Here is a 24,414-nt window from a genome sequence, read left to right as displayed (position 1 = left end):
ACCTACCAGAATAAAAATTATCAAATTATTACTGATTGTATTAAATTATCAAAATACTATATGTATATTTATCTTGAGTTAATAAAATACATAAGGTATTATATTTAGCGTTTAAATACAGGAGCTAAAATGAACAGAATTGCAGAGTTCAGAAAAGCTGCCAACTTAACCCAATCCGAAGTCGCCAAGCTAATAAACAAAACTCAAGGTAGCGTTGGGCATTACGAATCAGGATTGAGAGAGCCGTCGCTTAGTACAGCAAAAAACATTGTGAAAGTTTTTAATGATCACGGAGTTTCTTGCTCACTTGATGACGTTTTTCCCGTTGGCAACTAATTTACCCCAAGAGGCTTGCAATGCCACGCAATGAATTAACGAAAAATGCAAGAGCGATTGCGGATTTGATTTATCGAAAATCCGCAACGGTGACGCATAAGAAACTAGCAAGAGCAATCGGACTGAGTGAATCACAATTTAGCCGTACATTTGCAGATAATGTGGAAATGGTGGCGGTGATTATTGATTACTTAGATATTGAACTTGCGGATAAAGAGGAGTTAGCAGCCTTAAAACTGCTGGCGAGTAAATATTTTGAGCAATAAAAAACCACCGCTGTAACGGTGGTTTTTTACAAGGAGTTACCTTTTGAAAAATCAGCGTAATGATACACAAAAAAGCTCCTTATGGCAAGAGTTTGAATATCGAAAGCGGTTAAAAAATCTGATTGAGAGTGGTTTATCCGTCGCCGAAATTGAAACCCGTTCACAACAAATTTATAAGGAGCTGAAAAGTGAATGCACAACCGAAGCAAATTAACCCAATTTTAAAACTGCACCCTAAACAACCAGAGGCAAAGAAAGTGAATGTTGATGATGGTTATACCGCAATCCCCAATGAGTTACTTGATGCAATTCTAGAATTTGATTTTAGTAATGCTCAGAGAAAGGTGGTATTCGCCGTTTTACGTAAAACACTTTCTTGGCATAAGGAAATGGATTGGATTTGTAATGAACAGTTAGCAGAAATAGCAAATTTGCCAGATATTAGCAAAGCAAGCAGAACAAAAAATGAGCTTTTACGAATGAGGGTATTGGTTCAAGACGGTAAAAAAATAGGTGTAAATTTAGTCATTTCTGAGTGGAAAAACGAAATTGTACAAAATGACAAAATTGTACAAAACAACAAACAGAATTGTACAAAACGACAAAAATTTTTGTATGAAACGACAACCACAAAAGAAACTATTACAAAAGAAAAAATAAATAATGAATTTACTAACGTAAATTCTGTGCAACAGCCCGAGACCTCTTTGCCGAAAAAAACAAAATCTGAGCCGGTCGATTATCAAGGCGTGATGGAAGAATTTAATCGTGCGGTGGAAGATACGCCGATTCCGCAAATTCGGGCGATGAGTGATGAGCGAAAGCGATCGGTTCACGCATTGGCAAAAATCTTGCGAAAAGAATTTGGCGGCTACACAAGGCAACACTTTGCCGATTACTTCAATGATTTTGTCCGACAGGCGAGTAGCCGAAAAGACAGATTTTATTTTGGCGGGCTTGATGGCTCGGCTTGGGTAGCAAATTTCGGCTACATCATTCGTTCGAAAACGTTTTATAAGACTTGGGAGGATTCGCTATGAGCCAAAATTTGAAAAATATCACTTACGAGGTTGAATATTTGCTGGTTGGGGCGTTGCTGAAATCCGGTCTTAACTCGAAAGCTAGGGATGTATTGAGCTGGTTAGAACCTGAAATGTTTGCCACCTTTCAGCTTGGGGCGATTTACGAGGCGATCCGCAAGCAGGCGTTGAAAGATAACGTGATCGATATGCTGTTACTCAATACCGACTACGGACAAGATTTTGCTACGTTGGCAGAGATAATGAAAAACACGATCAGCGGTGCAAACTTAGACGGCTATGCGGAAAAAGTCCGGCAATATCATCAACGCCGAGAAGCTCAGCGAGTGTTTTTAGACGTTGCAGGTGAGTTGCAAAATGCCCGAGGCGAGCAGTTAGATGCTATCACTTCAAGCGGTTTGGCTCACCTAAGCAAATTATTACAACGTGGCGGAAAAGTGAAACCGATTGATATGAATGATTTGCTCGAAGGTTATTTGGAATTGTTCCAAGAACGTGCAAAACCAAGTTTTAAAGAGCGTTTGTTGTTTACCGGCATTGAAGCGTTGGATAAAAAACTAGGCGGCGTTAACGATACCGATATTTGCATTGTAGCAGGACGTGCCGGCAACGGTAAAACCGAAACAGCCATCACGTTTACCAAAAACATTATCGAGAATAACGGTTCGGTGCTGTTCTTCTCGCTGGAGATGAGCAAAGAGCAGATTATGGATAGGCTGATTGCCAGTGCAAGCGGTGTAAATTCGGTAAAACTTCGCAACCCGGAAATGATGAATGATGAAGATTTTGCCCGAATGGGAACGGCGATTCAGCCTTTACAAAATCAGCAGTTATATATTGTTGATAAAAGCGGATTAACAGCAGAAGAGATTGTGGCGATTGCAGAGAGCCATATTCAAGAGTACGGCAAAGTGAGTGCGGTAGTGATTGATTATATCGGTTTGGTTCGACACGGCAAACTAGACGGCAAAATTAACCGAACCTATCAAATCGGTGAAAGTATGGAGCGGTTTAAAACTTTTTGCAAAAACAACCACACGCCGATGATTTTATTGGCACAGCTTAACCGCAATGCAGATGGCAGTCGCCCAACCAACGCAGATTTGCGAGACAGTGGCAGTCTTGAACAAGATGCAAGCCAAATCATTATGGTGCATAACCAACGCAACAAAGACGGCGAGCCAGCCCCCTATACAGAATGGATTGTTACTAAAAATCGCTTTGGAGCAAATGGCTCGGTTTATATGCAATTCCAGCAGGGTAGGTTCGTAGAATGCGATCAGGCGGAAGCGAGGGAATATTTCCAGCCAAAAGAAACTAAAACATCATCAAACAAACGCTATGGAGCAATGCAATGACAGATTTTGATAAAAATATAAAATACAAAATTATTTACGCAGATCCGCCTTGGAAGTATAAGGATAGTAGCTGTAATGGGAGTGCAGAAAACCATTACACAACAATGAATATCAAAGAAATATGTGATTTACCCGTCCAAGATATTTCAGACAAAGATTCTATTCTGTTTTTGTGGGTTACTTACCCTATGTTACCTGAGGGCTTAAAGTTGATTGAGGCGTGGGGGTTCAACTATAAAACAATAGGGTTTCAATGGGTGAAGACAAATAAGAAGAATAAGAATTCTTTTTTCTTTGGCTTGGGACGATGGACTAGAGGTAATACCGAATGCTGTTTAATTGCAACAAAAGGAAAGCCATCGAGGGTAAGCAATAAAGTGAGCCAATTAATTATTGAGCCAATACAACATCATAGTAAAAAGCCTGACATTGTCAGAGAAAAGATAGTTGAGTTGATGGGTGACTTGCCAAGAATAGAGTTGTTCGCCAGAAATAAAACCCAAGGTTGGGATGTTTGGGGGGATGAGGTGTGATTGTTTCAAGCTATTGTTACCCAAAGTGCGGTAGGGTTTTATTAAAAAGGTTGGCGGTTGTGAAGGATAACGAAGGTTGGGATGGTTTAGATGATTACTTATAAATGCCCTAAATGCAACGGAGAGCTTGAGGATTTAAGTGTTTATGACGAATGGGGTTGGTTTTTAGATGAGCCGTATCGTTGCAACGGACACTATACAGGGCGGTTTCCGAATATCAGTCGAGATAGCACGCTAAACCGCACGAAATCCTGTGGCTACTTTAGCAAGGAAGAGGTTAAGAATGGCTAAATACCAAATGACGAAATTGCCGGGTGGAGTGTTATCTCCGGCAAGTGAAGCGGACGAAGAGAGCTTAAAAGCACTTAAAAATCACGAGCTTTATGATGTAGAAATTAACTTAAAAATCAATCCGGTGCTACACCGCAAGATGTTCTCTTTTTTCAAATTTTGTTTTGAACACTGGTGTGCAGAAAATGGTTTGCAGAAATTCTCGAATGAAAAGACACAGTTTGATGAGTTTCGTAAGGATTTACTGGTTCAAGCTGGACATTGTGAAATGGTGTTCAGTTTGAGTAATCCAAATGAATTTAAACTAGTACCGAAGTCAATTTCTTATAAAGAATTAGAAGATGACGTAAAACGCCGTGAGTTGTACGTGGCAATTACTAATGCCGCAATGGCAACAGTGTTTAAAGGCTGTAATGAAGAAAACATTATCAATCAGCTTTATTCGTATTTTTAATTTGGTGTAATTACAGGAAATTAAAATGAAAAAGAATGTTATTAGATATTGGCTTAGCGTGCCATTCAGAATTATTGCAGTGCTTATTTCTTTGTCAATTCTTACTCTTAGATATATCGGGTACTTATTGATTTATCCATTAGCATTTTTTGTGGCAGTCGGTAAATTTATTGCTATTGGTCAATGGACATATCAAGAATGCCTTGATGACTTTAAGAGCGATTTTAATCCGATTTAGTGTGTGTTTATTAATTCCCTCGAATTCGGGGGAAGGAGAAGTAAGATGACAAAATTTTTTGAAACTATCGCATTCATAATGCTGTTTGCCATTATCCCAAGCAGTTTACTCGCTATTAATACTACTTTAATGAATATTAAAAACGCATCGTGGTTTATGGTGATTATTCAGTTAGGGTTTTGGATTTTAATATCGTTTGTTATCAATGGCTAATCTACGCAAAGAGGCAAAAGGCAGAGAGTGCCAAGTCCGTTTACCGGGTATCTGTAATCATAATCCGGAAACGGTGGTATTGGCTCACTATCGAATGGCAGGATTAAACGGTGTGGGAATGAAACCCGATGATATTTTCGGGGCGTGGGCTTGCAGTAGCTGCCACGATGAGTGCGACCGTAGAACTCGCAAATTAGAAGCGGATTATGTGAGACAGGCTCATGCAGAGGGCGTATTTAGAACGCAGGCTATTTTACGGAGAGAAGGGAAATTATGAGTGATTGGCTTGAAATTGCGTTGCCTTATCCGCCGAGTGTGAACCATTACTGGAAGCATACCCGAAACGGTAGGCATTATATTTCAGATAAGGGGAAAGCCTTTAGGGCGGAAGTGGTGAAAATCTGCAAAATGTTTGATCCGTTTAAAGGAGCGGTACAAACGGTATTGCAGATTTACTATCCTGATAAACGCAAGCGTGATCCAGATAATTTAGAAAAAGCCTTGTGGGACGCATTAAAAATCGGTGGCTTAATTGAAGAAGACGATAATCAAATTTTAGTCGATAAGCGAACCATTACGGCAGGTTTTAAGAAAGGGGGAATGGTGGTGTTAAAGATTAAGGCGGTGGGTAATGCAAATTGATGTAAAGGGTGTATTAAATTTATGGGGTGGATATGTGCGTTTTACCGACTGCAAGGGCTATCCGACAATGCAGGCATTTATGCGTGAGTCTCCACAAGAGAGAACAAAACAGCGTTATTTAGCCCGCTTAGATGATGATACGCTTGAGAAAGTCGATCGGCAAATGCGGAAGTTACAGGCGAACGACAAGCGACAATTCGATGTACTATTTTATAAATATGCAGTAGGGTTAGAGAATAAGCAGGTTTGGCAGAAGTTATCGCTCAGCAAGACTTCATATCATACAGAATTACTTCTTGCTGAACGATTTATGGAGGGGGCATTAGCCGGTAGTGAAATTCGTTTGCTCTTGTAGCTTCTCAACGGCTAATTTAATTAGTTGATTTTGGGGAATATTTAACTGTTGGGCAAGTTGCTCGATTTGTGCGATTGTGCTTTCGTGCAGTTTAAAGGCTTTAAGTTTAATTCCCCGTTTTGCGTTGCTACGGTTTACAATTTCGGTTCTTGACAGTGCCATCATAAATCCTTAATATAGGTTCTGAAGAGTAGGGAGATTTCTCCCCCTACTTAGTTTCATTCAATTAGTATGCTGGCAGGCTAATCACTAAGAGAATGATAACTAGGATAATGCGGTAAAGCATTTGTTATCCCTCCAAAAGTCGGTGGGATTAAAGGTCGCCACCGGCTCGTTTCCAGCACTATTACTGAAAACAAGTTTATTATATGTTGGATAACCAATATATTCAAGCAAAATATCGTTAAAAAGCCCATAGTTTTGTAAATTATGGGCTTTTTTGCATTTAAATGATTAAAAAGTGTTGCAAAGTTCGGACTTAATCTATATTATTTATGGTAAGTTGTGGTTCATTGCATAGGTGGTGAACTTAAAAAGAATTTTACAGCCCTGAGCAGAAATGCTTGGGGCTTTTTTGTTTACGGATTTTAAGGGTGTAGCTCAATAGGTAGAGCAACGGTCTCCAAAATCGTTGGTTGTTGGTTTGAGTCCAGCCACCCTTTCCAAATGCGAGTAAATGTTATGTATAACATTGATGATGCAATTCAAGAATGCAGAGAAAAATTTGGTGAAGATAAGCCTTATTTTTCTGAAGCTGGAACACTTACTTTTGCTGGTTGCAAAGCCCTCTCTCGATTAAGAGATGAAAAGTTAGGAATTAAGGCTCCGCCAAATTTCCCTTTCCCAAGGGTTGAAGATCTATCTTAGCTACAAAAATCAATGAGGGATTGCTATGACGGAACAACTAAATACTCAGTCAAAAAGCGGTGAAGAAGATCAAGAAAAATCTCAAGATCGCTATGCCGTGGGCTGGCCATCTCGACGTATATCAGATTGCGTTCAGCACTTCCGAAGTAGGAAAATTTATCCATTTGCCAGTAATAATGACGTGAAGCAAGGTTAAATGCTTCTGGTGGGACAGAGTAAATTGGTGCAAGTTCATTTTTGTGAGTAGTCAGATACTTTTCAAATTTCTCATCGATGTCTTGAAGAAAAGTGAGATTGTTAGCTATCGTAATATCCTTAAATGAAAATTCAAGGTATGCTGTTGATAAATCACGATCATCCTTGAAGAGCCAGTAAGCACAACCTAGGGTCATAAAGGGAGTTTCTGGTTTATTTAGATCTACCAGTAATTTTTTTAACATTGGTGATTGCGTTGCTTCTGGGATTTTATCTAAGTCTTGTGGGTTATCTACTAGGTTAAATCCACCTGCGTTCATTGATGGCGTATCGCTATCAGTATCTCCTTTGTCTGCCTGAAATGGATAATGGTAGTAATTATTTTCTTGAGTAAATTCAATCATTTTTAACCTCTGCTAGTTTATTTGTTGGGGAACAGTATTCTAGCAGATTTTTTAACCAAAGCTCAGTCTTTACGGACTGGGCTTTTTTATTGCCTCAAAAATGAGGTGGAGTATGAAGTTAATGAAAGATATGGGAACGCAAAGCTATATTTGGTCTAGCTTTGGTGGTTTTATTGCGTGGTTGGGCGAACAGCAAAACTTAATGATATTAAGCCTAGCTATTGGTATTGTTACAGCTTGTGCGAATTTGTATCAGCGTTGTGAAGATGGTAAACGGCGTAAGCGTGAAGATGAGCGGGCGGAAGAGCTTCATCAAGCGAAAATGGCAAGATTGAGAAAGGGATTAAGTGATGAGTAAAAGCCTTAAATATGGCGGTGGTTTTGTATGTGGTGTTGCTGCGATTATCGGATTAGTTCAGCTACAACATCCGGATATAAAAACCAGTCAAGCCGGATTAGAAATTATCGGTAATGCTGAGGGTTGCAGACGAGATCCATATAGATGCCCTGCCGATGTAATCACGGTTGGTATCGGTTCGACCGAATTTGGCGGAGAGAAGATTGATCCAAGCCGTATTTATTCCGATAAAGAAATTGCTGATCGTTGGGCGAAAGATTTGAAGATTGCGGAGAGTTGTGTCAATCGTTACGGAAACGGAAAACGTATTCCGCAAGGTGCATTTGATTCTGCGGTTTCGCTAACTTTCAATGTGGGTTGCAATACGGCAAGAAAATCTACCTTATTTCGCAAGTTAAACGCTGGCGATATTCAAGGGGCGTGTAATGAATTTCCTCGCTGGGTTTATGCTAGCGGTAAAAAATTGCGAGGCTTGGAAATCCGCCGAGAAAAGGAGCGAGCATTATGTTTAACCGGATTAGTAGCTCGTTAGCCATTGTGATTTTGGGCTTGTGTGTATGGTTGTGGGGTCAGTCTCAGATGATAGATAACTTAAGAGCCGAAAACCAAACGCAAGCCCAAACCATTGAGCAGCAGCAAAAAGCCAATCAACGGCTTGCCGATACACTCGAACAAGAGAGACAAGCGGTTGAAAAAAGCCAAAAAATTGCAAATGAGCTGCGAAACAAAGTGGAGATTGCTCAAAATGAGATTAAGTCAATCCTTAACCAAGACAGTTGTGCTAAAGCTGATTTGCCTAATGGCGTTGCTGATAGCATTAAGCGGCTGCACCAGCAGAACAATCACAAACACTGAGTATTTATATCCGCCGGCAGCATACCTAGTACCGTGCGAGCGGACAGAGTTTAGCGGTAAAACCTACGGCGATACGGTCGNCACTGAGTATTTATATCCGCCGGCAGCATACCTAGTACCGTGCGAGCGGACAGAGTTTAGCGGTAAAACCTACGGCGATACGGTCGAGTATCTCGTTAGAGTAATGGGAGAGCGTGATTTGTGTGCTAATCAAATTGACCGTATCAGAGAGTGGCAAGCACAGACTAAGCAAGGGTTTAAATAACTTGGCGGATTAAGCCGCTATGACATATGGGAGCGTAACAGCTCCCTTTTTGTTTTAATGGAAAGTAAATGCTACATAATTTAGTTATTGTTTCGGGGTTGGTTGGATAAAACACCGAGGAAATACCTAAGTGATGTGATTTATATAAAACAAAACCCCGAACATTTGCGGCGTTCGAGGTTTTTTATTACCCATTGAAACGGAATGAGTAACAAGTTATGGAAATTATTACATTTTTAACCGTAACCATCAAGGAGATTCTTATGGAATATGGTTTATTGCAAATAAGCCTAGCAGTAACAGTTCCTATTTTGGCGTTCGTGTCGCCAAAGCTGATTAATGCTATTGCCAATCTATTAAATGCGATGAAGTAAAGGAATTTAACCCAATGACTAAAAGAGGCGAGGTTAAAGCCACGTCTAAAGGCGTGGGTAAATTGACCGATAAACAAAAGCGATTTATTGAAGAATACCTGATTGACTTAAATGCAACGCAAGCAGCGATTAGAGCGGGATATAGCGAAGATACAGCAAAAGAAATGGGATATGAGAACCTCACAAAACCTCACATTCAAGAAGCAATCCAGCAAGCTAAAAATCAACGCTCAGAGCGAACTCAAATCACGCAAGATGATGTGCTAAATGGGTTGCTTGAAGTGATTGCAATGAGTACTGGTAAAAAAATTGTGACAGAAACTGATGTTGCAAAAAATGACAATGGTGAGTTGGTCGGTTTTGATATTGCAAAAACAAAATTCGAACCTGCCGCCGCAAATAAAGCTCTTGAGTTACTAGGTAAACATTTAGGAATGTTTAAAGACAAGGTTGATTTAATTAATTCTGATGGTTCACTGAATCGACCGATGGTGATTGAATTAATTGCTCCGAGTTTAGACGATGAAAGCACAGATTGAACTACCACCTAAACTGTTGCCTGTTTTTGCCAAAGATTATCGTTACAAAGGTGCTTATGGTGGGCGAGGTTCAGGCAAGACTCGGGCATTTGCCAAAATGTCGGCGGTGTCTGCTTATAAAAGAGCAATGCAAGGGGAAAGTGGAGTTATTCTTTGCGGTCGTGAATTTATGAACTCATTGGAGGAAAGCTCTCTTGAAGAAGTTAAACAGGCGATCAAATCTGAGCCTTTTTTAGCAAATTTTTTTGATGTCGGCGAGAAGTATGTTCGCACTAAAGATGGGCGGATTTCTTATGTGTTTTCCGGACTTCGGCATAACTTAGATAGCATCAAATCTAAAGCCCGTATTTTGATTGCGTGGATAGATGAAGCAGAAACAGTAAGCGAAACTGCTTGGCGGAAATTAATTCCAACCGTGCGTGAGAATAATTCCGAAATATGGGTAACTTGGAACCCGGAAAATAGAGGGAGCGCAACAGATACTCGCTTCAGGCAAAATCCACCTGAAAACAGCTGCATAATTGAAATGAGCTACCAAGATAATCCTTGGTTTCCTGATGTGCTCGAGCAAGAGCGGCTAAATGACAAACAGCGGCTTGATGATGCGACTTATCGCTGGATTTGGGAAGGTGCTTATTTGGAAGCGAGCGAAGCGCAAATCTTTCGCGGTAAATATCAAGAAATGGAATTTGTGCCGAACCCTGATTTTGATGGCCCATATTACGGCTTAGATTTTGGTTTCGCGCAAGATCCGACGGCGGCGGTCAAATGCTGGGTATTTAATGGCGATCTGTACATCGAGTTTGAAGCAGGCAAAGTGGGCTTAGAACTTGACGACACCGCAGACTTTATTGCCAAAGGCGTGCCACAAATTGCCGATCACGTTGTGCGTGCAGATTCGGCGCGTCCTGAGTCAATTAGTTACCTCAAACGTCACGGCTTACCGCGCATTATCGGTGTGGATAAGTGGAAAGGCTCGGTGGAAGATGGCATTGAGCATATTAAATCTTACGGCAAAGTGTTTATTCACCCACGTTGTCAGCAAACACTTAATGAGTTTCGCCTTTATTCTTATAAAACCGACCGCTTATCTGGCGACGTGTTGCCTGTTGTAATTGATGCACATAACCACTTTATTGATGCGCTACGCTATGCCTTAACGCCGTTGATGCAAGTTAAAAGTGCCAAAGGAGTTTTACTATGAGCCTAGAGCAAGACAGACTGGCTTTTTTAGCCGAAGCCCTAGGGCTTGGCAATATCAAACGAAGAACGTTATGGAAGGAGTTTGGCTACCCTAATACCTTAACATTCAACCATTTCTTAAAAGCCTATAAGCGCAATAGTATCGCTTTTGCAGCGATTAACCGCTTACTTGACGGTTGTTGGGTTGACTGCCCCGTAATCGTTGAGGGTGAGCAAAAGAACGAATCAAAGCAGACAACCGAATGGGAGTCCAAAGTTGAACGTTTTATGAAACGCTACTGGTCGGCAATCAAAGAGGCAGATAGACGAAACCTTGTCGGTAACTATTCGGCGTTATTACTTCAAGTAAGAGATGGTCAACAATGGGATCAGCCTATTTTGCAAGGCGCGCTATCTAGCATTGGAGAGTTCGGACTGGTTAAACTGATCCCCGTGTGGCAGTCACAGCTTTCAGTGACAGAGTTTCAAGAGGATGTGACCGCCGATAATTACGGCGAACCGCTGATGTATCAATTCAGCGAATCTGCCTTTGGCAAAAAAAGCGTGTCACGAAATATCAAGGTTCACGCAAGTCGTGTAATTTTGCTCAATGAGGGTGGCGACTTTAATTCCCCTCATTCTGGGGTTCCTCTGCTTGAGGCGGGTTACAACAAGCTAGTTGATCTCGAAAAAACATCGGGCGGCAGCGCCGAAGGTTTTCTGAAAAACGCAAGCCGACAATTAGGGATCAAATTAACAAAAGATGTTGATTTGAGACAGCTCGAAGACAGCGCAAAAGCCCTTGGGTTTTCTTCATTTTCTGATGCGTTGAACGACAAGATCAAGAAAATCAACTCAGGAACAGACTCAGCCTTGATTACTCACGAAGGTGATGCCTCTGTGTTGTCAGTCGCACCAGCAGATCCGAAGCCAACGTGGGAAATTTCTGCAAATGAGTTTGCCGCCTCAGTACAAATCCCTTTCACGATTTTGTTCGGACAGCAAACAGGGCGATTGGCAAGTGACGAGGACAAAACCGACTGGGCAAACCGTTGCAACGGTCGTCGAAATGGTTTTCTCACCGATGTGATAACACAACTACTTAATCGCTTGTGGTTCATCGGTGTGCTACCTATGCCAAAAAATAGCGATGTCACAGTGTCTTGGTCTGACTTACTTGCACCAAGCGAAAAAGAGAAAATCGCAAACGCACAGGCTTTGGCTTCAGTTGCAACTACATCGCAGTCTGCCTTTGGTTTTGCCGCGGTAACAGCGAACGAAATCCGCGAATCTTTAGGGTTTGAACCTCTGCCTGATAATCTGATTCCGCCAACAATTGACGACGAAAATGAAGATCAAGACGAAAATCAAGCCACTGCGGATTCCGACAAATAAAGCCGATCCGCTCAATATGGGAGTGTCGGTTGCCAAGCTATTTCGTCACATTGATGTCATTTACTCACAAATTAAGCGCTCCATTAAGCAACAAATCTTGCAAAAGATGTCACTGCGACTGCAAGCAAATAATTTTGAGTATTTTCCTTCGTATCTTACTGCGACTGAGTTGGCGGATTTGCTTGAAACCTTGCAAAAGATTATCGACAAAGAGATTTTGTCGAATGGTTCTCAAGGCGAAAATCTCTGGTTTGACTCCTATATCGACGAAGCAGCACTAAAAGGCACTCAGTCTGCGGTCACTGATTTAGGTCTGCAATCAGAGGCTTATCGCAGTCAGCGAAACTTATCATCAATCGTTTTCAGTCCTGCGTACTTCAACCGATTGGCGATTGCACACATGGCAAGTTATAGCGAGTGGCAAGGTTTAAGCGACGAGTTGCGAAAATCTTTGGCGGGGGTGATCACGGAGGCGGTTTTAAACGGCAAAAACGTGAAAGAAACTGCCCGTGAGATTCGGCAAAAACTTGATGTGTCATCAAAACGGGCGAAGCGAATAGCGCAATCAAGCCAGTTGGCGGCATATCGTCGGGCAGAATGGCAAGAGGCGGAAGAGGCAAAAGAAGAACTTGGGCTAAACACCAAGCTCTTACATTTTTCAGCGCTCAAAGCTACTACGCGATTAGCACACGCCCAACGCCACGGCAAATACTTCGATGTTGCAGAGGTGCGCGAATGGTATAGCCGAGACGGCAACCAATTCAACTGTTACTGCAAGCAGTCTGTGGTTGTGGTCAACGCCGACGGTAAAACAGATATTGAGCCTCTCCTTGTTGGGTTGGCTAAAGAACGTAAACAATGGGTAGGAGCATTAAAAAATGTCAAAAAATAACGTGAACATCGTCACCGTCATTAACAGCAAAAATATCAGCACAGAATCTATTGACGGAGATCAACACCTGATTATCCGCGGCGTTGTGCCGATTGTTGATGATGTTGTGATGAACGACGGACTTTATCCTGCGGATGAAATCAATAAAAGCTACAACAGCTTAGAGGGCAACTTTATGCCGCTTGGGCATCCAAAAATCGAAGGTAAATACGTTTCAGCCCAAGATGTTCGAGCGGTGAACAAACATCACGTCGGTGCGTGGGCGAAGAACGTACGCAAGGAAAGTGGCAAAGTGCTGGTCGATATGTATATCAACCGCCGCTTTGCGGAAGGTTCAGAACAGGGCAAAACCTTGCTTGAACGACTTGACGGAATGGTGACAAACACCAACGCTGAACCTATTCACGTTTCCACAGGGCTGATTCTAAACAAAGTCAAGCAATCGGGTAAATCCAAAGGCAAGAAATATAGCTGGATTGCGACAAATATGTCGTTCGATCATATTGCAATATTGCTTGATGTGCCGGGCGCGGCGACACCTGATGATGGCGTGGGGATTTTTGTAAACCAAGACGGAAGCGAAATGGGGGTGGAAAATGTAAACCTAACACAAGCGGCGGATTACCGCACAGAAAAGCTGTTTGACAAAGTACGATTTTACCTGATGGCGAACTCAGATTTATCGTTTGAAGAAATTCATCGCGCGCTGCGTGAAGCTATTCGCCCCGAAGGCAAAGATAAGTGGTCATTTTGGGTCGAAGCTGTTTACCCGAAATACTTCATTTATTCGGACGATAACAGCGGCAAGAAATACAAGCGGAGCTATTTTATTGACGAAAATGACAATGTGCAGCTCACTAGCGAACCTGTCGAAGTTGTCAAGAAGATTGGCTACGAAGAAATTACAACCAATGAGGAACATAATCCAATGAAAACCAAAATCTTAGCCGTGTTGAATGCGGCAAACGTGAAAACGGAAGGCTTAAATGACGATCAGCTCTTGGAAGCCTACAACAAGCTGCAAGCGGATAAGGGTAAAGAGCCTGAAAAGCCTAAAAATGAAGATGACAGCGAAATTGATGAGAAAATCAAGAAAGCAGTCAATGCCGCGATTGAGCCACTCCAGCAAGCCTTGCAAGCTAATACTGACAAAGAGCAAGCAGCAATGCGTGCGGCGGTGAAAGCCAAGTTCAATATGAGCGATGCCGCAGTCAATGCTTTGCAAGGCGAGGTATTAACTGAGTTGTATGCGCAAACGCAACAATCGGTCGGATTAAACAATAATTCGGCAAACGGCAACGGCGACAATCAATGGGATGGTTACTCACTCAACCAAGAGGAGAAAGGCAATGAGTAATGTAATTTATCGCGGTTCGGTCAAGCGTGAACCTCAAACGGTGAATATCGTGATCAACGATACTTCGGCACCGGGTGCAGTAGTTAAACTCCACAACGGCAAATTAGAGGCGGCGGCTGATTTAAAAGGTCGCCGTTTTTTATTGGGCAACAACCGCTTTAAGGGGCAGACAATCGAACAAGCGTATGCGAAGGGCGATACTGCAACGGCGTTTCGTTTAGAGCCTGAACAGGAGTATTACGCGCAAATTGCCGACGGCACTTATAACTTTGGCGATGAACTCACGGTAAAACAAGCGGGCGGCAAACTGACCAAAGCGGAGACGGGCGATGTAGTGCTATTTTTCTTCGACGAAGAATCGCAGCGTGTAATCAGTGGCGGCAAAGGCTATGCCGATGTCGTGGTGGCAAACGCCTACACTAAATAAGAGGTAACAAAGCAATGTTGAAATTCACAAAAGAACAAGAACGCTTCGTGATTAACGAGCGGATCAATTACGACAAAAAACACGCGCTAATGGCAGCAAATTCGGCGGGGTTATTGGGCAACGCGATGACTTTGCCGAAAGATGTCTGGGCGGAATGGGATCGTGATGCAGTGCAAATTCAGCGCGAAGAATTGGTGGTGTTTAACGATTTAGCGGGCATTTCAAAATCAATGCCGATTGGCAAACTTATTCACCATTTCCAAACGGTATCTGATAGCGGTTCGGTTAATATCTCATTAGACGGTCGTTCATCAGCGAAAACCGATAACGTGGTGCTTAACTACCACGGTACACCGTTGCCGATTATTGATTCCACTTTCTCTTTTGGCTGGCGCGATATGTCGGCAGCTCAAAGCGAAGGGTATCAGATCGACGGTGCAGCACGCGCGAACAGTCTCCGCAAGGTGGCTGAAAAAATGGAAGATCTCGCTTTAAATGGTGATTCCTCTATTGTGGTTGGCAATGCCAAGCTTTACGGCTTGCGTACTGCGCCAAATCGTATGACTAACACACACAATCTGGATTTAGCCACTGCGACACCGAAAGAAATTTACGATGTGTTCCGTGACTTGATTAGCAAATTCCACGCGAAGAACTACTACTCTCCTGTAACGCTTTATGTGAACTATGGCGACTATTTCGCAATGAGTACACGTGATTACTCCGAGCAGAAATCCGAAGGATCTATCTTGAACAAAGTGATGACGATTCCGCAAATTGCGAAAATCGTGCCAGCAAGCCGTGTACCGCAAAATGAAATTCTCGGCTTGTGCAAGCGTTCGGATGTGTACCAAGTGCTTAACGGTATGCCGTTAGTGACTCGTCCGATTGCGCGCCATAATGAAACCGATGATTACTCGTTCCAAATTATGGCAGCCGTTGCCGTGGAGTTCAAATTCGACGATAAAGGCAATGCTGGCTATATCCAGTACACTAAATCCTAAGGCGGTGCAAAATGAAGTGGCTATTAACACACGATAGCCACGAGTTGAAGAAAGGCGATGTTTACGAAGGCGAAACATTACCGCTTTGGCTTGTGGGCAAAGCTATCGAAATCGAAGAAAAATCCTTTGAAGTTGCAACGCCTTCTGATCACGCTGACGGCGAAACTGGCGAAACTGGCGAAACTGGCGAAACTGGCGAAACTGGCGAAACTGGCGAAACTGGCGAAACTGGCGAAACTGGCGAAACTGGCGAAACTGGTCAGAAAGGCAAAAAAGATAAAGGCAAATAACTATGGCAGCAGAAATAGAGCTATCCGAAGCGCGAACAACGCTTGACGAACTGGGTTTCACTTCGCCGAACTCTCTGCTTGAGCTTTACGTTCAGCAAACGAACACCTTAGACCAGGCGTTGAACAAATCGGGGTACAGCGAAGAAACACAGAAACTGATCAAGCTCTATCTGGTTGCTATTCTTGCAATTTCATCTGGGGCGCGCCGTATAAAGTCAGAAGGTGCGCCTAGCGGTGCAAGCCGAACGTTTGAGTATGATCCAAACGCGCTAGACAACCTTAAGTCGGCGATTCGCTCAATTGATCCGAAAGGTTGCGCTGAAAGTTTGCTACCCAAAGATAAAGTTGTCGGCTTTTTCGATGTGGTCGGAGGCTGCTAATGTCAAATTTATCGAATTGGTCCTACACCGCAAAAGCCACGCTTTGGCAGGCTAAAGGAAAGAACGATGACGGCGTTTTAGTTTTTTCTACGCCACAAATCATTTCCTGTGACTACGGTGCAGATAGAAAGCGCGCACGTTTTGAGATTGGGCGTGAACAAGCGGTCAAAAATGTGATCTGGACGGAGTTCGCCCACGCCAAATTAGGCGATTATGTTCTGATTGGCGAAAGCGAGCAAGCCGATCCGATTTTGGCTGGCGCAGAGGAAATTATTCATATACAGCGCTTTGCTGATACGTTCGACCGCAATCGTGATGATTTTGCGCTGATAACAGGCGGGTAAAATGGGGATCAAAGTAAAAGGCATAAGACAGGTCAAGCAGCGGCTGAATCAGGTTGTTGGCGAGGTTCAGAGCCAAAAAGCAACTCGGGCAATGTTTCGCATTTTGAATGCGGTTGCCCCTCTTGCGGCGCACTATACGCCTGTTGATACCTCAACGTTGATCAACAGTCAATTCACTGAAATGGAAGTGAACGGCACACGCTTGATTGGAAGAGTGGGTTATTCTGCTAATTATGCGGCTTACGTTCACGATCCTAATATCAAGCAAAACTTCCGCAAGCCTTCAGCGAAGAAAGAGTTTTTGACTTCCGCGCTGAACGAATCAAAGGCTACGATCAAATCCATTGTTAAAGAGGAGTTGTCACTATGATTTCTTATGTCAAAGCCTTCAAACAATGGTTAGAGGCTCACTCTCTTGCAGACGGCTATGTTGTGCAGCTTTACCAGTGGGAGGATACGCAAAAAGCCAAGCCTGTTATTGTTATTCAGCCAAATAGTGGTTCGCCGCAAGTTTCTGACCTGAGCAGCGAACACTATCTGCTAATTAGCCTTGTTGCAGGTAAAAATTCAGGTTACACAATCGAAGAGCGAGCAAGGGCGATTATGTCAAAGATTTTAGTTGAGCCTTTCGCTTCCTTTGGTTACATCGAATCAATGGGCGGATTACCCGCCCCAATTTTCACCGAAGATAATCGAATGATTTTTCGCTTACCACTTCGGATTATTTCAACAAATCAAGAGGAGTAGTTTATGGGTTCTCCATCTCCACAAAATAACGCAGAAAATCTCGTGGTGGGGCGTGCCGTAGTTTTAGAGTACGGTACGACTGATGCAAAGCCACAAGAAAGCGAATGGAAGGTTGCGGGCGCAATGACGACAAAGAGTTGGGATTTTAGCCCAAATTCGGTTACATCAGAGGCTGATGATGCTGGCGGCTTCCCTGAAACCTTAATTACAAACTCAGACTTTAGTATTTCTGGTGACGGTGAGTGGCGCAAACGACCAAAATCGAAAGAACTAGGCATCAAAGATCTAGTTGTGTTATACGCAAATGCGGTAAAAAATCGCACCCAACCTTACATTTGGGTTCGTTTGAAATACGCAGGCTTAACAATTCTCGGAAAAATGGTTATCACTGCATTAAGTAGCGAAGCCCCAACCAATGACTTAGTGAAATTCTCTATAGAGTTCAAGGTTGGCGATTCAAGCACTATCGAAATTGCTGCAGCGTAAAAAATCCCACCCTCTATAACAAGAGCGGTGGGATTATCATTATCCTAGGGATAGTTGTAGGGGCTTTCCTAAGCTAGCCAAAATACGACCAATAGTGTCGATTTTTGTAATATGGCGAGGGGCTAAAATTCGCTGCACTTCTGGCGGACGGATATTAGTTAATCGGGCAATTTCTGCCTTGCTTACCGCTTGTTCTTGCATTGTATTATGCAAAAGCACTTTTGCGTAGATGCTCTCTGGCATAAACACAGGCACTTCGTCGGTATTTACTGGGCGAGTGAGCGGAAAGCGTCTATCTTCATCGAAATAAATTTCAACACAAGATAGTAGCACGTCTTCTGCCATTTCCATTGCTTCTTCAAATGTATCGCCTTGGGTGATAGCTTCTGGCAAATCAGGAAATGTCACTACAAAGCCCCCTTCTTCAGCGGGGGTAAATAACGCTGGATAAAACATATTTTCTCCTTATTCAAGGGTGTAGTGAAAGCCCCTTAACATCAGGGGCTTTATATTATTTTAAGCCTAGTTGCTTTTTAACCCCTTCCACTAAGCCTGTTTTTAACTCTTGGCTTGGGTGTTTGGGGAGGTGGCTTCTTTTGCCCTTGTAGTAGAGTTTCAAATGCTTTGATCCATTTTCAACCTCTACCCCATTAGCCTTTAGCCACCTTAGGAATTCGCTTTGCTTCACTACCTCCTCCTATTTGTTTAACTTGGGTTTATTATATGCAAAAATGCTAACTTTGTCAACAGAAAGTTAGCAAAAATGCTAATTTTTTTGTTGAGGTGAAAATGGTTAGCTATCCAATTACTGAAATTGGTGAAATGCTTATTGCAACCGATGGGCGAGACTTTTTATTCAGACCGAGTTTCAAAAATATCTACAAAATTGGAAGCCCACAAGAAATTGTAAAAATCTATGCACTATTGCACGGCTGTGAGATTCGAGAGATATTGCCGCACATTTTAACCAAATCGGAGTCTCATCAATCTTACTTTTGGTCAGTGCTGAATTCGCCTGTTTTTGGCAGAAAAATTCTGCAAAACGCAATGATCGTGATGTCGTGCTGTTGCGATGATGATATTTCCCTGTTGATTGGCGAGTGGTTGCCGTCAAAGTCTGGCGTTAGGTACAAGTTGGGTAAAATGCCACCTGAGACAATTATCAATTTTGCAAAAAATTTAATGGGTCACGGAGTGATTGGTTGCTGCGAATTGCCAAAGAAAGAACAATCTGCAAAAAATGAATTTTCAGAAAGTTTTGATGCTGTTGAGTACATAAGTTTAGCCCGAACTCATTTCAATATGAGCCGCGAAGACGCTGAAAATCTCACGATGACCGAATTGCAGCAACTTCTAAAAAGTCAAATGCCTGCCGAAAATAATAGCTATGGACAGTTCACCGAAGAAGAGTACGACAGAATTATGGCGGAATATGAGAAAAGAAGAGCGGCTTAAATAGCCGCTAACATTTAAAAGAACCTACCTGATAGAACGGGAGTGAAATCCTTGTAATGTGCTGAATAAAAAAGCTCTCTTATGTCATTGAGTAGCTCAAATTCATCTTTGGATCTTGCGTTGCAGATTGCCACATAGTCATCTACGCAGGATAAAATACGTTCAATACTGACTTCTTTTATCCAGCATACTTCTTGGTTTTCATTCAGCCAGTTGGCAAAGTCTTGTTTAGTGCAGTCTTTTTTCATAAGTTCTCCTTTTTGATTATTTGCAAAAAAAATCATATCAAATCATCCGTTGTTATCTATTGGCGAAAATAATTTTTGCGACACAGATCGCAAAAATAGGTTTTGACGGTGGAAAAACGAATCTTAATTCGTAGAATGGTAAAATTTCTTTATTTTTAAGGTATTTTTATGAAAAAAATGATTGTTTTTGTAGCTTCTGTTTTGTCATCTTTTGTTATTGCATCGGATTGGGAAATAATAGAAGCGGCTCAAAATAAGGTGAAAGCAGAGCTTATAAGAAAATCAGAAAAAAAAGCAGAGTTATGTTTAAATGTTGCTCAGGCTGTCTTAATTACTAATCAAAAAGTACAAAAAGATACTTTCTCAATGTGTGGTGAATTTTCGACAGAGATTGTCTTTTCTGACTCTAAAGCATATAGCCTTGCAATATGTGGAAAGGTTAAAGGTAAAGATATTATCGGAAATCCGATAGAGAGCGACTATATATACCAAAGAGCAACTAAGGATTTTTACTTTAATTATAATGGCAAAAAATCAGCTTATTATGATCCTCAATCTGATCTTGCAAGGCTTCAAGAGGTCTCAGACTCTATGTTTAATGCTATGCAAAATAGATATTGTAAGTGATGCTTGCATTGGTTTTTAAATATTTAACTCAAATAATTTATGTGTTTTTAGTTTAATAGGGCGATTTATGGATGTAAAGGTAATTAACGTCTTACTAATTATTCTTTTTTCAGCAATTGTAATAGGTTTATTCCTTTTTCAAGAATCAAGATTAAGAGATCCAAACAACCATTCAGTGATATATTTAGAGCAGATTCAAGAAATGTGCAGCTTAGATAAATAGGCTCATACCAGATTGATTTTGTACGACAAAGTGGGAATGAGTACAAAGAGAGTATTCTTGTTAATGATTTTGAGTTAGCAATAAAAACCGTATTATCCACGTTAAGAAGGGCAAAAATAGATAGTGTGTCAGTAATATCTAACACACCTAATTTATTTATTATCCACCGAGCTTTCTACAACGCAAGAGGTAGTCAAGAAGGAAAGAAATTAGGATCGATAAGGATTGCAAAAATTTAATGTAACAAAAATATAGATTAAATTGTATTTAACCAATCTATTGCTAGATAAATTGTAAAAAAATCACAGAAATAACCGCTTGTGCTATGTCACAAGCGGTTTTTTATTTAAATAATTTTAAGGAATTGTTTATGACGGTCGAAGTTGGCGGAGTTGTAATTACCGCAGATCTAGAATTTGAAAATCTGCTAAGAGATACTCAAAAAGTTGATAAAGCGATGGATGACATCGGAAAATCAACATTAAAAGCAGAAAAAGGGCTGAAAGGGCTAGAAACGCAGGCAACCAAAACGGCGATAGCAGTAAATCAAGCCACAAACAAAATGAAAAATATCCGTGGAGTAGCAGGTCAACTTGGTTATCAAATTCAAGACATCTCAATAATGCTTCAAATGGGTTCTAACGCTTCAACCGTTATTGCTCAGCAAGGGTCGCAAATCTTAAGTATTTTCGGTCCAATGGGAGCTGTTGCAGGGGCGATCTTAGCTATTAGTGGTGCTATTGGTGGGGCGTTACTCCCTAGTTTGTTTGATTCAACTGATGCAACTGAGCTTTTGGCAGCAGCTCAAAAAAATCTCAGCGAAGTAGTTACTCAAACGGAAAGTGGTGTTTCCGCCCTTTCTGCGAAAATCATTAAATTAGCAAAAGTAAGCGAAGATGCAGCAAAAGCAAAAATTGCAGTAGCTATGAGTGATGCAAAAATAGCTATTAAGGCAGCAGGGGATTCATCACAAAAGGCATTTGAGCAATTTGACGGCTTTTTTGGATCGTTTACAAATTCAAGTCAAAGTATTCGGAACGCAATTGACGAATTAAAACGCTATGAATCAAAAGGTAAAGATGTTGGTGCCGTAATAAAAGAACTTGGAGGCACATATGGTGGTGTAATTGCCGAAGTTAATGCGCTGGATTCTGTGACAAGCGAAATGTCTAAAACGCTTGGTATTACTCAATCTGAGGCTCTTGGTTTGATAAAACTGTTGGCTCAATTAGAGCAAGACAAAAGCCCTGATAATATTAAATTACTCGCGATAGCTTTATCTGACTTAAGCGATAAAAATGGGTGGGCGAACGAAGAGCTAAATAAGCTAACCAGAACGATAAACTATAATTCAGTATCTGCTTTAGATGCCGAAACATCAGTAAGATTCTTAGAGTCTGCTATAAAAGACTTGCAAAATGCAATCCAAAACTCCCAAGGTGCATTGGATGGCAATGTAGCAAAAATGAATCAACTTGCAGATGCGGCAGAAAGAAAAGCTGCAACGATAGGCAAGACTGAGCGTGAAACTGCTAAATATGCAGCTACGCTATTAGCTACAACCGATGAAGCTAAAAAAAATCTTGATTCCACATTAAGTAGGATTGACGCATCATACGATCAAATCGAAGCCTATCAAGCCGAACAAAAAGCCTTACAAGATAAAAAGACCGCAGATGCAAAAGCTGCCAGAGAAGCTGAAGCGGCTGCAAAAAAATCCGCTCAAGCCAAGAAGCAAGTTGTCGAACAGTTGCGACAAATGGCTACACAGTACGAGATTGCTGTTTTGAGGCAAAAGGGAATGCATCTCGAAGCCGTAAAATTAGAAGCTGGTATGCGTTTAGGAGCTGCGGCAACAAAAGAGCAACGAGAAGAAGCTGAAAAACTAGCACAAAGCATTTATGGAGCAACCGCAGCAAGTCAGAACTTTAACGCTATACAAGCCCAAGCATCTCCTGTTACTGCATTAGACCAACGACATCAACAACAGCTAGCTCAGATCGAAGAATATAAAATCTTGTATCCACAAAAAATAATGGAAGCAGAAGCTGCGAGAGCTGCAATCGAAGAACAATACCGCCAGCAACGAATGGAAGCTCAATGGGAGGAGTGGAAGCAAGCGAGCGACGGGGCGAGAATGTTTGGTGATGCGGTTGATGCTGTTGGTTCAAGTGCAACAAGCACAATTACGGGGCTACTAAATGGCACAATGTCCGTGCGTGATGCTTTCGCATCAATTGCAAATACGATCTTAAATAGTGTAGTACAAAGCCTTGTCGAAATGGGTATGGCTCAAGTTAAGCAAATGATTATGGGGCAAACTGCTGCCAAGGCTTCTATGGCGGCGCAAATGGTGCAAGCTAAAGCGTTAGCTGCTTCATTTGCACCCGCGGCCTCTATGGTTTCTCTTGCCACACAGGGGGCGAATGCTATTCCCGCTCAAGCTGCGATCACGTCAACTATGAGTATGGCTCAAGTCGCCGCGGTGACAGGTCGTAAACTTGGCGGCCCTGTATCAGCTAGACAGATGTATCGTGTCGGCGAGAACAATCAGCCCGAAATCTTCAAAGCGAGCAATGGGATGCAATATATGATCCCCGGTCAAAGCGGTCGTGTATTCAGCAACAAGCAGTCGCAAGGTCAAGGTGGAGGCGAAAGCAAAACAGTAGCTGTCATCGTAAATCAAACCAATCACTTTAGCAGCGATGAAGCCAGTGCAAATCAAGCGGCTGTTGCAAAAGCATTGAGCAATCAAATCAAGGCTTCCGTGAGATTGGAATTGCAGTCACAAATGCGAGCTGGTGGAGTTCTTGCGAGGTAATCAATGCAAACATTTAATTTCAAGGTTGAGCAAGACTACACTGTTCAAAATGAGCCCAGTGTCGTCATACTAAAATTTGCCGATGGTTACGAGCAAACCGCTCCCAAAGGGTTAAACCACAATCTGAAAAAATACCAAGGCATTACCGTAAAAGCGAACAAAGCAGAAGCGGTGAAGATTCAGCAATTTCTCAATGCTCACGGTGGGTATAAGAAATTCAACTGGCGCGATAGAACAAGCGATGAGACGGTAACGGTTCGTTGCAGAAGCTGGAGCTACACTAAATTAGGTGCAGTCATTGAGTTTACACTTAATTTCGATGAGGTGATTTAATGCCAAAAGCCCCCCCCAAAAAAATGGCATCAGAGTTGATAAAACTCGAACAAGATGCCCTGATTGAGCTGTGGGAGATAGATCTCACTCACATCTACTCTAGCTCAAACCCAAATCAGCGCGGAGAGATATTCCGCTTTCACAATGGCGTGAGCCAAACACAACAGAACATCTGGTGGCAAGGCAATGAATACCAAGCATACCCGATTGCCGCCGATGGTTTTGAGATTTCGGGTCAAGGACCGTCAAATCGTCCAACACTCACTGTCTCTAACCTGTACGGTGTTGTCACGGTATTAGTAGAAGATTTCGGGCAACCCGTAGAGGCGAAAGTCAGCAGTGAAGAGACTATAGATGGCAATATCCAAATGACGGTGGAACTGCTGAAGAAAATGGATCAAATTGCCGATCAACGCTACCGTAAAAATCAATTAAATGATTTAAGAACAGGTGGAACATTATCTAAATAGGTGAAGTATGCCAATTAGTATTTCTAACCAAATGAAACTCGACCTTGCCAAACTTGAGCAAAATGCAATGCTGGACTTGTACGAGGTTGATTTGCGTAAATTGCAAGACAAAAACGGCAATGCCGGTGTGGTTTATCGTTTTTACTCGGG

General features: G+C 42.1%; 42 protein-coding genes, 1 tRNA gene and 1 pseudogene. 39 read left to right on the top strand and 5 right to left on the bottom strand.

Features of this window, described 5'->3' with window-relative positions; all coding sequences use genetic code 11:
• The first annotated feature begins 129 nt into the window (after window positions 1-129).
• From ACERCF_RS08110 to ACERCF_RS08050, 13 genes are all read left to right on the top strand, one after another.
• Window positions 130-336: a helix-turn-helix transcriptional regulator gene (locus ACERCF_RS08110; RefSeq protein ID WP_373625253.1), complete on the top strand. Its 207-nt coding sequence runs from the start codon at window positions 130-132 to the stop codon at window positions 334-336.
• 20 nt (window positions 337-356) lie between these two features.
• A complete protein-coding gene (locus tag ACERCF_RS08105; RefSeq protein WP_373625252.1) occupies window positions 357-602 on the top strand; it encodes a CII family transcriptional regulator in 246 nt (81 codons plus the stop codon).
• A gap of 43 nt (window positions 603-645) precedes the next feature.
• Window positions 646-816, top strand: coding sequence for a hypothetical protein (locus ACERCF_RS08100; RefSeq protein WP_373625251.1), 171 nt, complete (start codon window positions 646-648; stop codon window positions 814-816).
• Window positions 791-1,642, top strand: a complete 852-nt coding sequence (locus ACERCF_RS08095; protein ID WP_373625250.1) for a replication protein — start codon at window positions 791-793, stop codon at window positions 1,640-1,642. Before ACERCF_RS08100 ends, ACERCF_RS08095 begins: the two co-directional genes overlap by 26 nt.
• Entirely contained in the window at window positions 1,639-3,000 is a 1,362-nt protein-coding gene (locus ACERCF_RS08090) for a replicative DNA helicase (RefSeq protein WP_373625249.1), read from the top strand. The genes ACERCF_RS08095 and ACERCF_RS08090 overlap by 4 nt, the downstream gene beginning before the upstream one ends.
• Window positions 2,997-3,533, top strand: coding sequence for an MT-A70 family methyltransferase (locus ACERCF_RS08085; RefSeq protein ID WP_161668062.1), 537 nt, complete (start codon window positions 2,997-2,999; stop codon window positions 3,531-3,533). The genes ACERCF_RS08090 and ACERCF_RS08085 overlap by 4 nt, the downstream gene beginning before the upstream one ends.
• Before the next feature lie 90 nt (window positions 3,534-3,623).
• Window positions 3,624-3,824: a hypothetical protein gene (locus tag ACERCF_RS08080; RefSeq protein ID WP_318007667.1), complete on the top strand. Its 201-nt coding sequence runs from the start codon at window positions 3,624-3,626 to the stop codon at window positions 3,822-3,824.
• Window positions 3,817-4,278 (top strand): DUF1367 family protein, encoded by a 462-nt coding sequence (locus ACERCF_RS08075; protein WP_230268997.1) that lies wholly within the window; start codon window positions 3,817-3,819, stop codon window positions 4,276-4,278. The genes ACERCF_RS08080 and ACERCF_RS08075 overlap by 8 nt, the downstream gene beginning before the upstream one ends.
• Before the next feature lie 25 nt (window positions 4,279-4,303).
• A complete protein-coding gene (locus tag ACERCF_RS08070; protein ID WP_373625248.1) occupies window positions 4,304-4,516 on the top strand; it encodes a hypothetical protein in 213 nt (70 codons plus the stop codon).
• A 45-nt stretch (window positions 4,517-4,561) separates the two neighbouring features.
• Window positions 4,562-4,729 carry a hypothetical protein gene (locus ACERCF_RS08065; protein ID WP_021280053.1) on the top strand — a complete coding sequence of 56 codons (168 nt, stop codon included), beginning with the start codon at window positions 4,562-4,564 and terminating at the stop codon, window positions 4,727-4,729.
• On the top strand, window positions 4,722-5,006 hold the full coding sequence (locus ACERCF_RS08060; RefSeq protein ID WP_021280054.1) for a DUF1364 domain-containing protein: 285 nt from the start codon (window positions 4,722-4,724) through the stop codon (window positions 5,004-5,006). Before ACERCF_RS08065 ends, ACERCF_RS08060 begins: the two co-directional genes overlap by 8 nt.
• On the top strand, window positions 5,003-5,371 hold the full coding sequence (locus ACERCF_RS08055) for a RusA family crossover junction endodeoxyribonuclease (RefSeq protein WP_021280055.1): 369 nt from the start codon (window positions 5,003-5,005) through the stop codon (window positions 5,369-5,371). The genes ACERCF_RS08060 and ACERCF_RS08055 overlap by 4 nt, the downstream gene beginning before the upstream one ends.
• Complete coding sequence (locus ACERCF_RS08050) at window positions 5,361-5,726, top strand: antiterminator Q family protein (protein WP_006252250.1); 366 nt, start codon at window positions 5,361-5,363, stop codon at window positions 5,724-5,726. Before ACERCF_RS08055 ends, ACERCF_RS08050 begins: the two co-directional genes overlap by 11 nt.
• On the opposite strand, the gene ACERCF_RS08045 is transcribed toward ACERCF_RS08050, so the two are convergent.
• Window positions 5,694-5,888, bottom strand: a complete 195-nt coding sequence (locus tag ACERCF_RS08045) for a hypothetical protein (RefSeq protein WP_021280056.1) — start codon at window positions 5,886-5,888, stop codon at window positions 5,694-5,696. The genes ACERCF_RS08050 and ACERCF_RS08045 overlap by 33 nt on opposite strands.
• A gap of 427 nt (window positions 5,889-6,315) precedes the next feature.
• Here ACERCF_RS08045 and ACERCF_RS08040 point away from each other — a divergent pair.
• Both ACERCF_RS08040 and ACERCF_RS08035 read left to right on the top strand, forming a co-directional pair.
• A tRNA-Trp gene (locus ACERCF_RS08040) sits at window positions 6,316-6,391 on the top strand.
• Window positions 6,392-6,407: 16 nt separating this feature from the next.
• Window positions 6,408-6,593 (top strand): hypothetical protein, encoded by a 186-nt coding sequence (locus ACERCF_RS08035; RefSeq protein WP_061887057.1) that lies wholly within the window; start codon window positions 6,408-6,410, stop codon window positions 6,591-6,593.
• 23 nt (window positions 6,594-6,616) lie between these two features.
• Here the strand turns inward: ACERCF_RS08035 and ACERCF_RS08030 are convergent, their stop codons facing one another.
• Window positions 6,617-7,192, bottom strand: coding sequence for a hypothetical protein (locus ACERCF_RS08030; RefSeq protein WP_373625247.1), 576 nt, complete (start codon window positions 7,190-7,192; stop codon window positions 6,617-6,619).
• Window positions 7,193-7,304: 112 nt separating this feature from the next.
• On the opposite strand from ACERCF_RS08030, the gene ACERCF_RS08025 reads away from it, so the two are divergent.
• The 18 genes from ACERCF_RS08025 to ACERCF_RS07940 all read left to right on the top strand — a co-directional run bounded on the left by ACERCF_RS08025 (window position 7,305) and on the right by ACERCF_RS07940 (window position 18,087).
• Complete coding sequence (locus tag ACERCF_RS08025; protein ID WP_373625246.1) at window positions 7,305-7,550, top strand: hypothetical protein; 246 nt, start codon at window positions 7,305-7,307, stop codon at window positions 7,548-7,550.
• Window positions 7,543-8,082, top strand: coding sequence for a lysozyme (locus tag ACERCF_RS08020; protein ID WP_373625245.1), 540 nt, complete (start codon window positions 7,543-7,545; stop codon window positions 8,080-8,082). Before ACERCF_RS08025 ends, ACERCF_RS08020 begins: the two co-directional genes overlap by 8 nt.
• Window positions 8,055-8,405 carry a DUF2570 domain-containing protein gene (locus tag ACERCF_RS08015; RefSeq protein WP_373625244.1) on the top strand — a complete coding sequence of 117 codons (351 nt, stop codon included), beginning with the start codon at window positions 8,055-8,057 and terminating at the stop codon, window positions 8,403-8,405. The genes ACERCF_RS08020 and ACERCF_RS08015 overlap by 28 nt, the downstream gene beginning before the upstream one ends.
• A complete protein-coding gene (gene lysC / locus ACERCF_RS08010; RefSeq protein WP_373625243.1) occupies window positions 8,296-8,670 on the top strand; it encodes an Rz1-like lysis system protein LysC in 375 nt (124 codons plus the stop codon). The genes ACERCF_RS08015 and lysC overlap by 110 nt, the downstream gene beginning before the upstream one ends.
• A 218-nt stretch (window positions 8,671-8,888) precedes the next feature.
• Entirely contained in the window at window positions 8,889-9,044 is a 156-nt protein-coding gene (locus ACERCF_RS08005) for a hypothetical protein (RefSeq protein ID WP_373625242.1), read from the top strand.
• 14 nt (window positions 9,045-9,058) lie between these two features.
• Window positions 9,059-9,583 (top strand): terminase small subunit, encoded by a 525-nt coding sequence (locus ACERCF_RS08000; protein WP_373625241.1) that lies wholly within the window; start codon window positions 9,059-9,061, stop codon window positions 9,581-9,583.
• On the top strand, window positions 9,567-10,787 hold the full coding sequence (locus tag ACERCF_RS07995; RefSeq protein WP_006251234.1) for a PBSX family phage terminase large subunit: 1,221 nt from the start codon (window positions 9,567-9,569) through the stop codon (window positions 10,785-10,787). The genes ACERCF_RS08000 and ACERCF_RS07995 overlap by 17 nt, the downstream gene beginning before the upstream one ends.
• Window positions 10,784-12,160, top strand: a complete 1,377-nt coding sequence (locus ACERCF_RS07990; RefSeq protein WP_006251233.1) for a DUF1073 domain-containing protein — start codon at window positions 10,784-10,786, stop codon at window positions 12,158-12,160. The genes ACERCF_RS07995 and ACERCF_RS07990 overlap by 4 nt, the downstream gene beginning before the upstream one ends.
• Window positions 12,114-13,052, top strand: a complete 939-nt coding sequence (locus tag ACERCF_RS07985) for a phage minor head protein (RefSeq protein ID WP_015587047.1) — start codon at window positions 12,114-12,116, stop codon at window positions 13,050-13,052. Before ACERCF_RS07990 ends, ACERCF_RS07985 begins: the two co-directional genes overlap by 47 nt.
• Complete coding sequence (locus tag ACERCF_RS07980; RefSeq protein WP_015587048.1) at window positions 13,039-14,409, top strand: hypothetical protein; 1,371 nt, start codon at window positions 13,039-13,041, stop codon at window positions 14,407-14,409. Before ACERCF_RS07985 ends, ACERCF_RS07980 begins: the two co-directional genes overlap by 14 nt.
• Window positions 14,402-14,836, top strand: coding sequence for a hypothetical protein (locus tag ACERCF_RS07975; RefSeq protein ID WP_006251230.1), 435 nt, complete (start codon window positions 14,402-14,404; stop codon window positions 14,834-14,836). The genes ACERCF_RS07980 and ACERCF_RS07975 overlap by 8 nt, the downstream gene beginning before the upstream one ends.
• A gap of 14 nt (window positions 14,837-14,850) precedes the next feature.
• Window positions 14,851-15,840 (top strand): major capsid protein, encoded by a 990-nt coding sequence (locus ACERCF_RS07970; protein ID WP_006251229.1) that lies wholly within the window; start codon window positions 14,851-14,853, stop codon window positions 15,838-15,840.
• An 11-nt stretch (window positions 15,841-15,851) separates the two neighbouring features.
• Window positions 15,852-16,130, top strand: a complete 279-nt coding sequence (locus tag ACERCF_RS07965; RefSeq protein ID WP_021279981.1) for a hypothetical protein — start codon at window positions 15,852-15,854, stop codon at window positions 16,128-16,130.
• A gap of 2 nt (window positions 16,131-16,132) precedes the next feature.
• Window positions 16,133-16,510, top strand: a complete 378-nt coding sequence (locus ACERCF_RS07960; protein WP_006251227.1) for a DUF7370 family protein — start codon at window positions 16,133-16,135, stop codon at window positions 16,508-16,510.
• Window positions 16,510-16,854 (top strand): hypothetical protein, encoded by a 345-nt coding sequence (locus ACERCF_RS07955; RefSeq protein WP_006251226.1) that lies wholly within the window; start codon window positions 16,510-16,512, stop codon window positions 16,852-16,854. Before ACERCF_RS07960 ends, ACERCF_RS07955 begins: the two co-directional genes overlap by 1 nt.
• Before the next feature lies 1 nt (window position 16,855).
• A complete protein-coding gene (locus ACERCF_RS07950) occupies window positions 16,856-17,224 on the top strand; it encodes a hypothetical protein (RefSeq protein WP_006251225.1) in 369 nt (122 codons plus the stop codon).
• Window positions 17,221-17,601: a phage tail termination protein gene (locus tag ACERCF_RS07945; protein ID WP_006251224.1), complete on the top strand. Its 381-nt coding sequence runs from the start codon at window positions 17,221-17,223 to the stop codon at window positions 17,599-17,601. The genes ACERCF_RS07950 and ACERCF_RS07945 overlap by 4 nt, the downstream gene beginning before the upstream one ends.
• 3 nt (window positions 17,602-17,604) lie before the next feature.
• Window positions 17,605-18,087: a phage tail tube protein gene (locus ACERCF_RS07940; RefSeq protein WP_006251223.1), complete on the top strand. Its 483-nt coding sequence runs from the start codon at window positions 17,605-17,607 to the stop codon at window positions 18,085-18,087.
• A 39-nt stretch (window positions 18,088-18,126) separates the two neighbouring features.
• Here ACERCF_RS07940 and ACERCF_RS07935 read toward each other — a convergent pair whose 3' ends face one another.
• Both ACERCF_RS07935 and ACERCF_RS07930 read right to left on the bottom strand, forming a co-directional pair.
• A complete protein-coding gene (locus ACERCF_RS07935; protein WP_006251222.1) occupies window positions 18,127-18,543 on the bottom strand; it encodes a type II toxin-antitoxin system HicB family antitoxin in 417 nt (138 codons plus the stop codon).
• Between the two features lie 55 nt (window positions 18,544-18,598).
• Entirely contained in the window at window positions 18,599-18,775 is a 177-nt protein-coding gene (locus ACERCF_RS07930) for a type II toxin-antitoxin system HicA family toxin (RefSeq protein WP_006251221.1), read from the bottom strand.
• Window positions 18,776-18,876: 101 nt separating this feature from the next.
• On the opposite strand from ACERCF_RS07930, the gene ACERCF_RS07925 reads away from it, so the two are divergent.
• Window positions 18,877-19,542, top strand: a complete 666-nt coding sequence (locus tag ACERCF_RS07925; protein WP_015587050.1) for a DUF6246 family protein — start codon at window positions 18,877-18,879, stop codon at window positions 19,540-19,542.
• A 14-nt stretch (window positions 19,543-19,556) separates the two neighbouring features.
• Here the strand turns inward: ACERCF_RS07925 and ACERCF_RS07920 are convergent, their stop codons facing one another.
• Window positions 19,557-19,790, bottom strand: coding sequence for a hypothetical protein (locus ACERCF_RS07920; RefSeq protein ID WP_020824316.1), 234 nt, complete (start codon window positions 19,788-19,790; stop codon window positions 19,557-19,559).
• Between the two features lie 168 nt (window positions 19,791-19,958).
• Between ACERCF_RS07920 and ACERCF_RS07915 the strand changes: the two genes are divergently transcribed.
• From ACERCF_RS07915 to ACERCF_RS07895, 5 genes and pseudogenes are all read left to right on the top strand, one after another.
• The gene (locus ACERCF_RS07915) at window positions 19,959-20,417 is read left to right on the top strand and encodes a hypothetical protein (RefSeq protein ID WP_021279985.1); all 459 of its coding nucleotides are present in this window, start codon (window positions 19,959-19,961) and stop codon (window positions 20,415-20,417) included.
• Between the two features lie 593 nt (window positions 20,418-21,010).
• Window positions 21,011-23,461 (top strand): phage tail length tape measure family protein, encoded by a 2,451-nt coding sequence (locus ACERCF_RS07910; protein WP_373625240.1) that lies wholly within the window; start codon window positions 21,011-21,013, stop codon window positions 23,459-23,461.
• Window positions 23,462-23,464: 3 nt separating this feature from the next.
• The gene (locus tag ACERCF_RS07905; protein WP_021279987.1) at window positions 23,465-23,794 is read left to right on the top strand and encodes a phage tail protein; all 330 of its coding nucleotides are present in this window, start codon (window positions 23,465-23,467) and stop codon (window positions 23,792-23,794) included.
• Window positions 23,794-24,264, top strand: coding sequence for a phage minor tail protein L (locus ACERCF_RS07900; protein WP_373625239.1), 471 nt, complete (start codon window positions 23,794-23,796; stop codon window positions 24,262-24,264). The genes ACERCF_RS07905 and ACERCF_RS07900 overlap by 1 nt, the downstream gene beginning before the upstream one ends.
• Before the next feature lie 7 nt (window positions 24,265-24,271).
• Window positions 24,272-24,414 (top strand): annotated as a pseudogene (locus tag ACERCF_RS07895) (phage minor tail protein L); the annotation flags it as partial.

Origin of the sequence: Mannheimia kashgarensis (assembly GCF_041807705.1) — a bacterium.
Taxonomy (GTDB): domain Bacteria; phylum Pseudomonadota; class Gammaproteobacteria; order Enterobacterales; family Pasteurellaceae; genus Mannheimia.
Note: the sequence above shows the minus strand (reverse complement) of the source record. Positions and strands in the feature narration are given on the sequence as shown.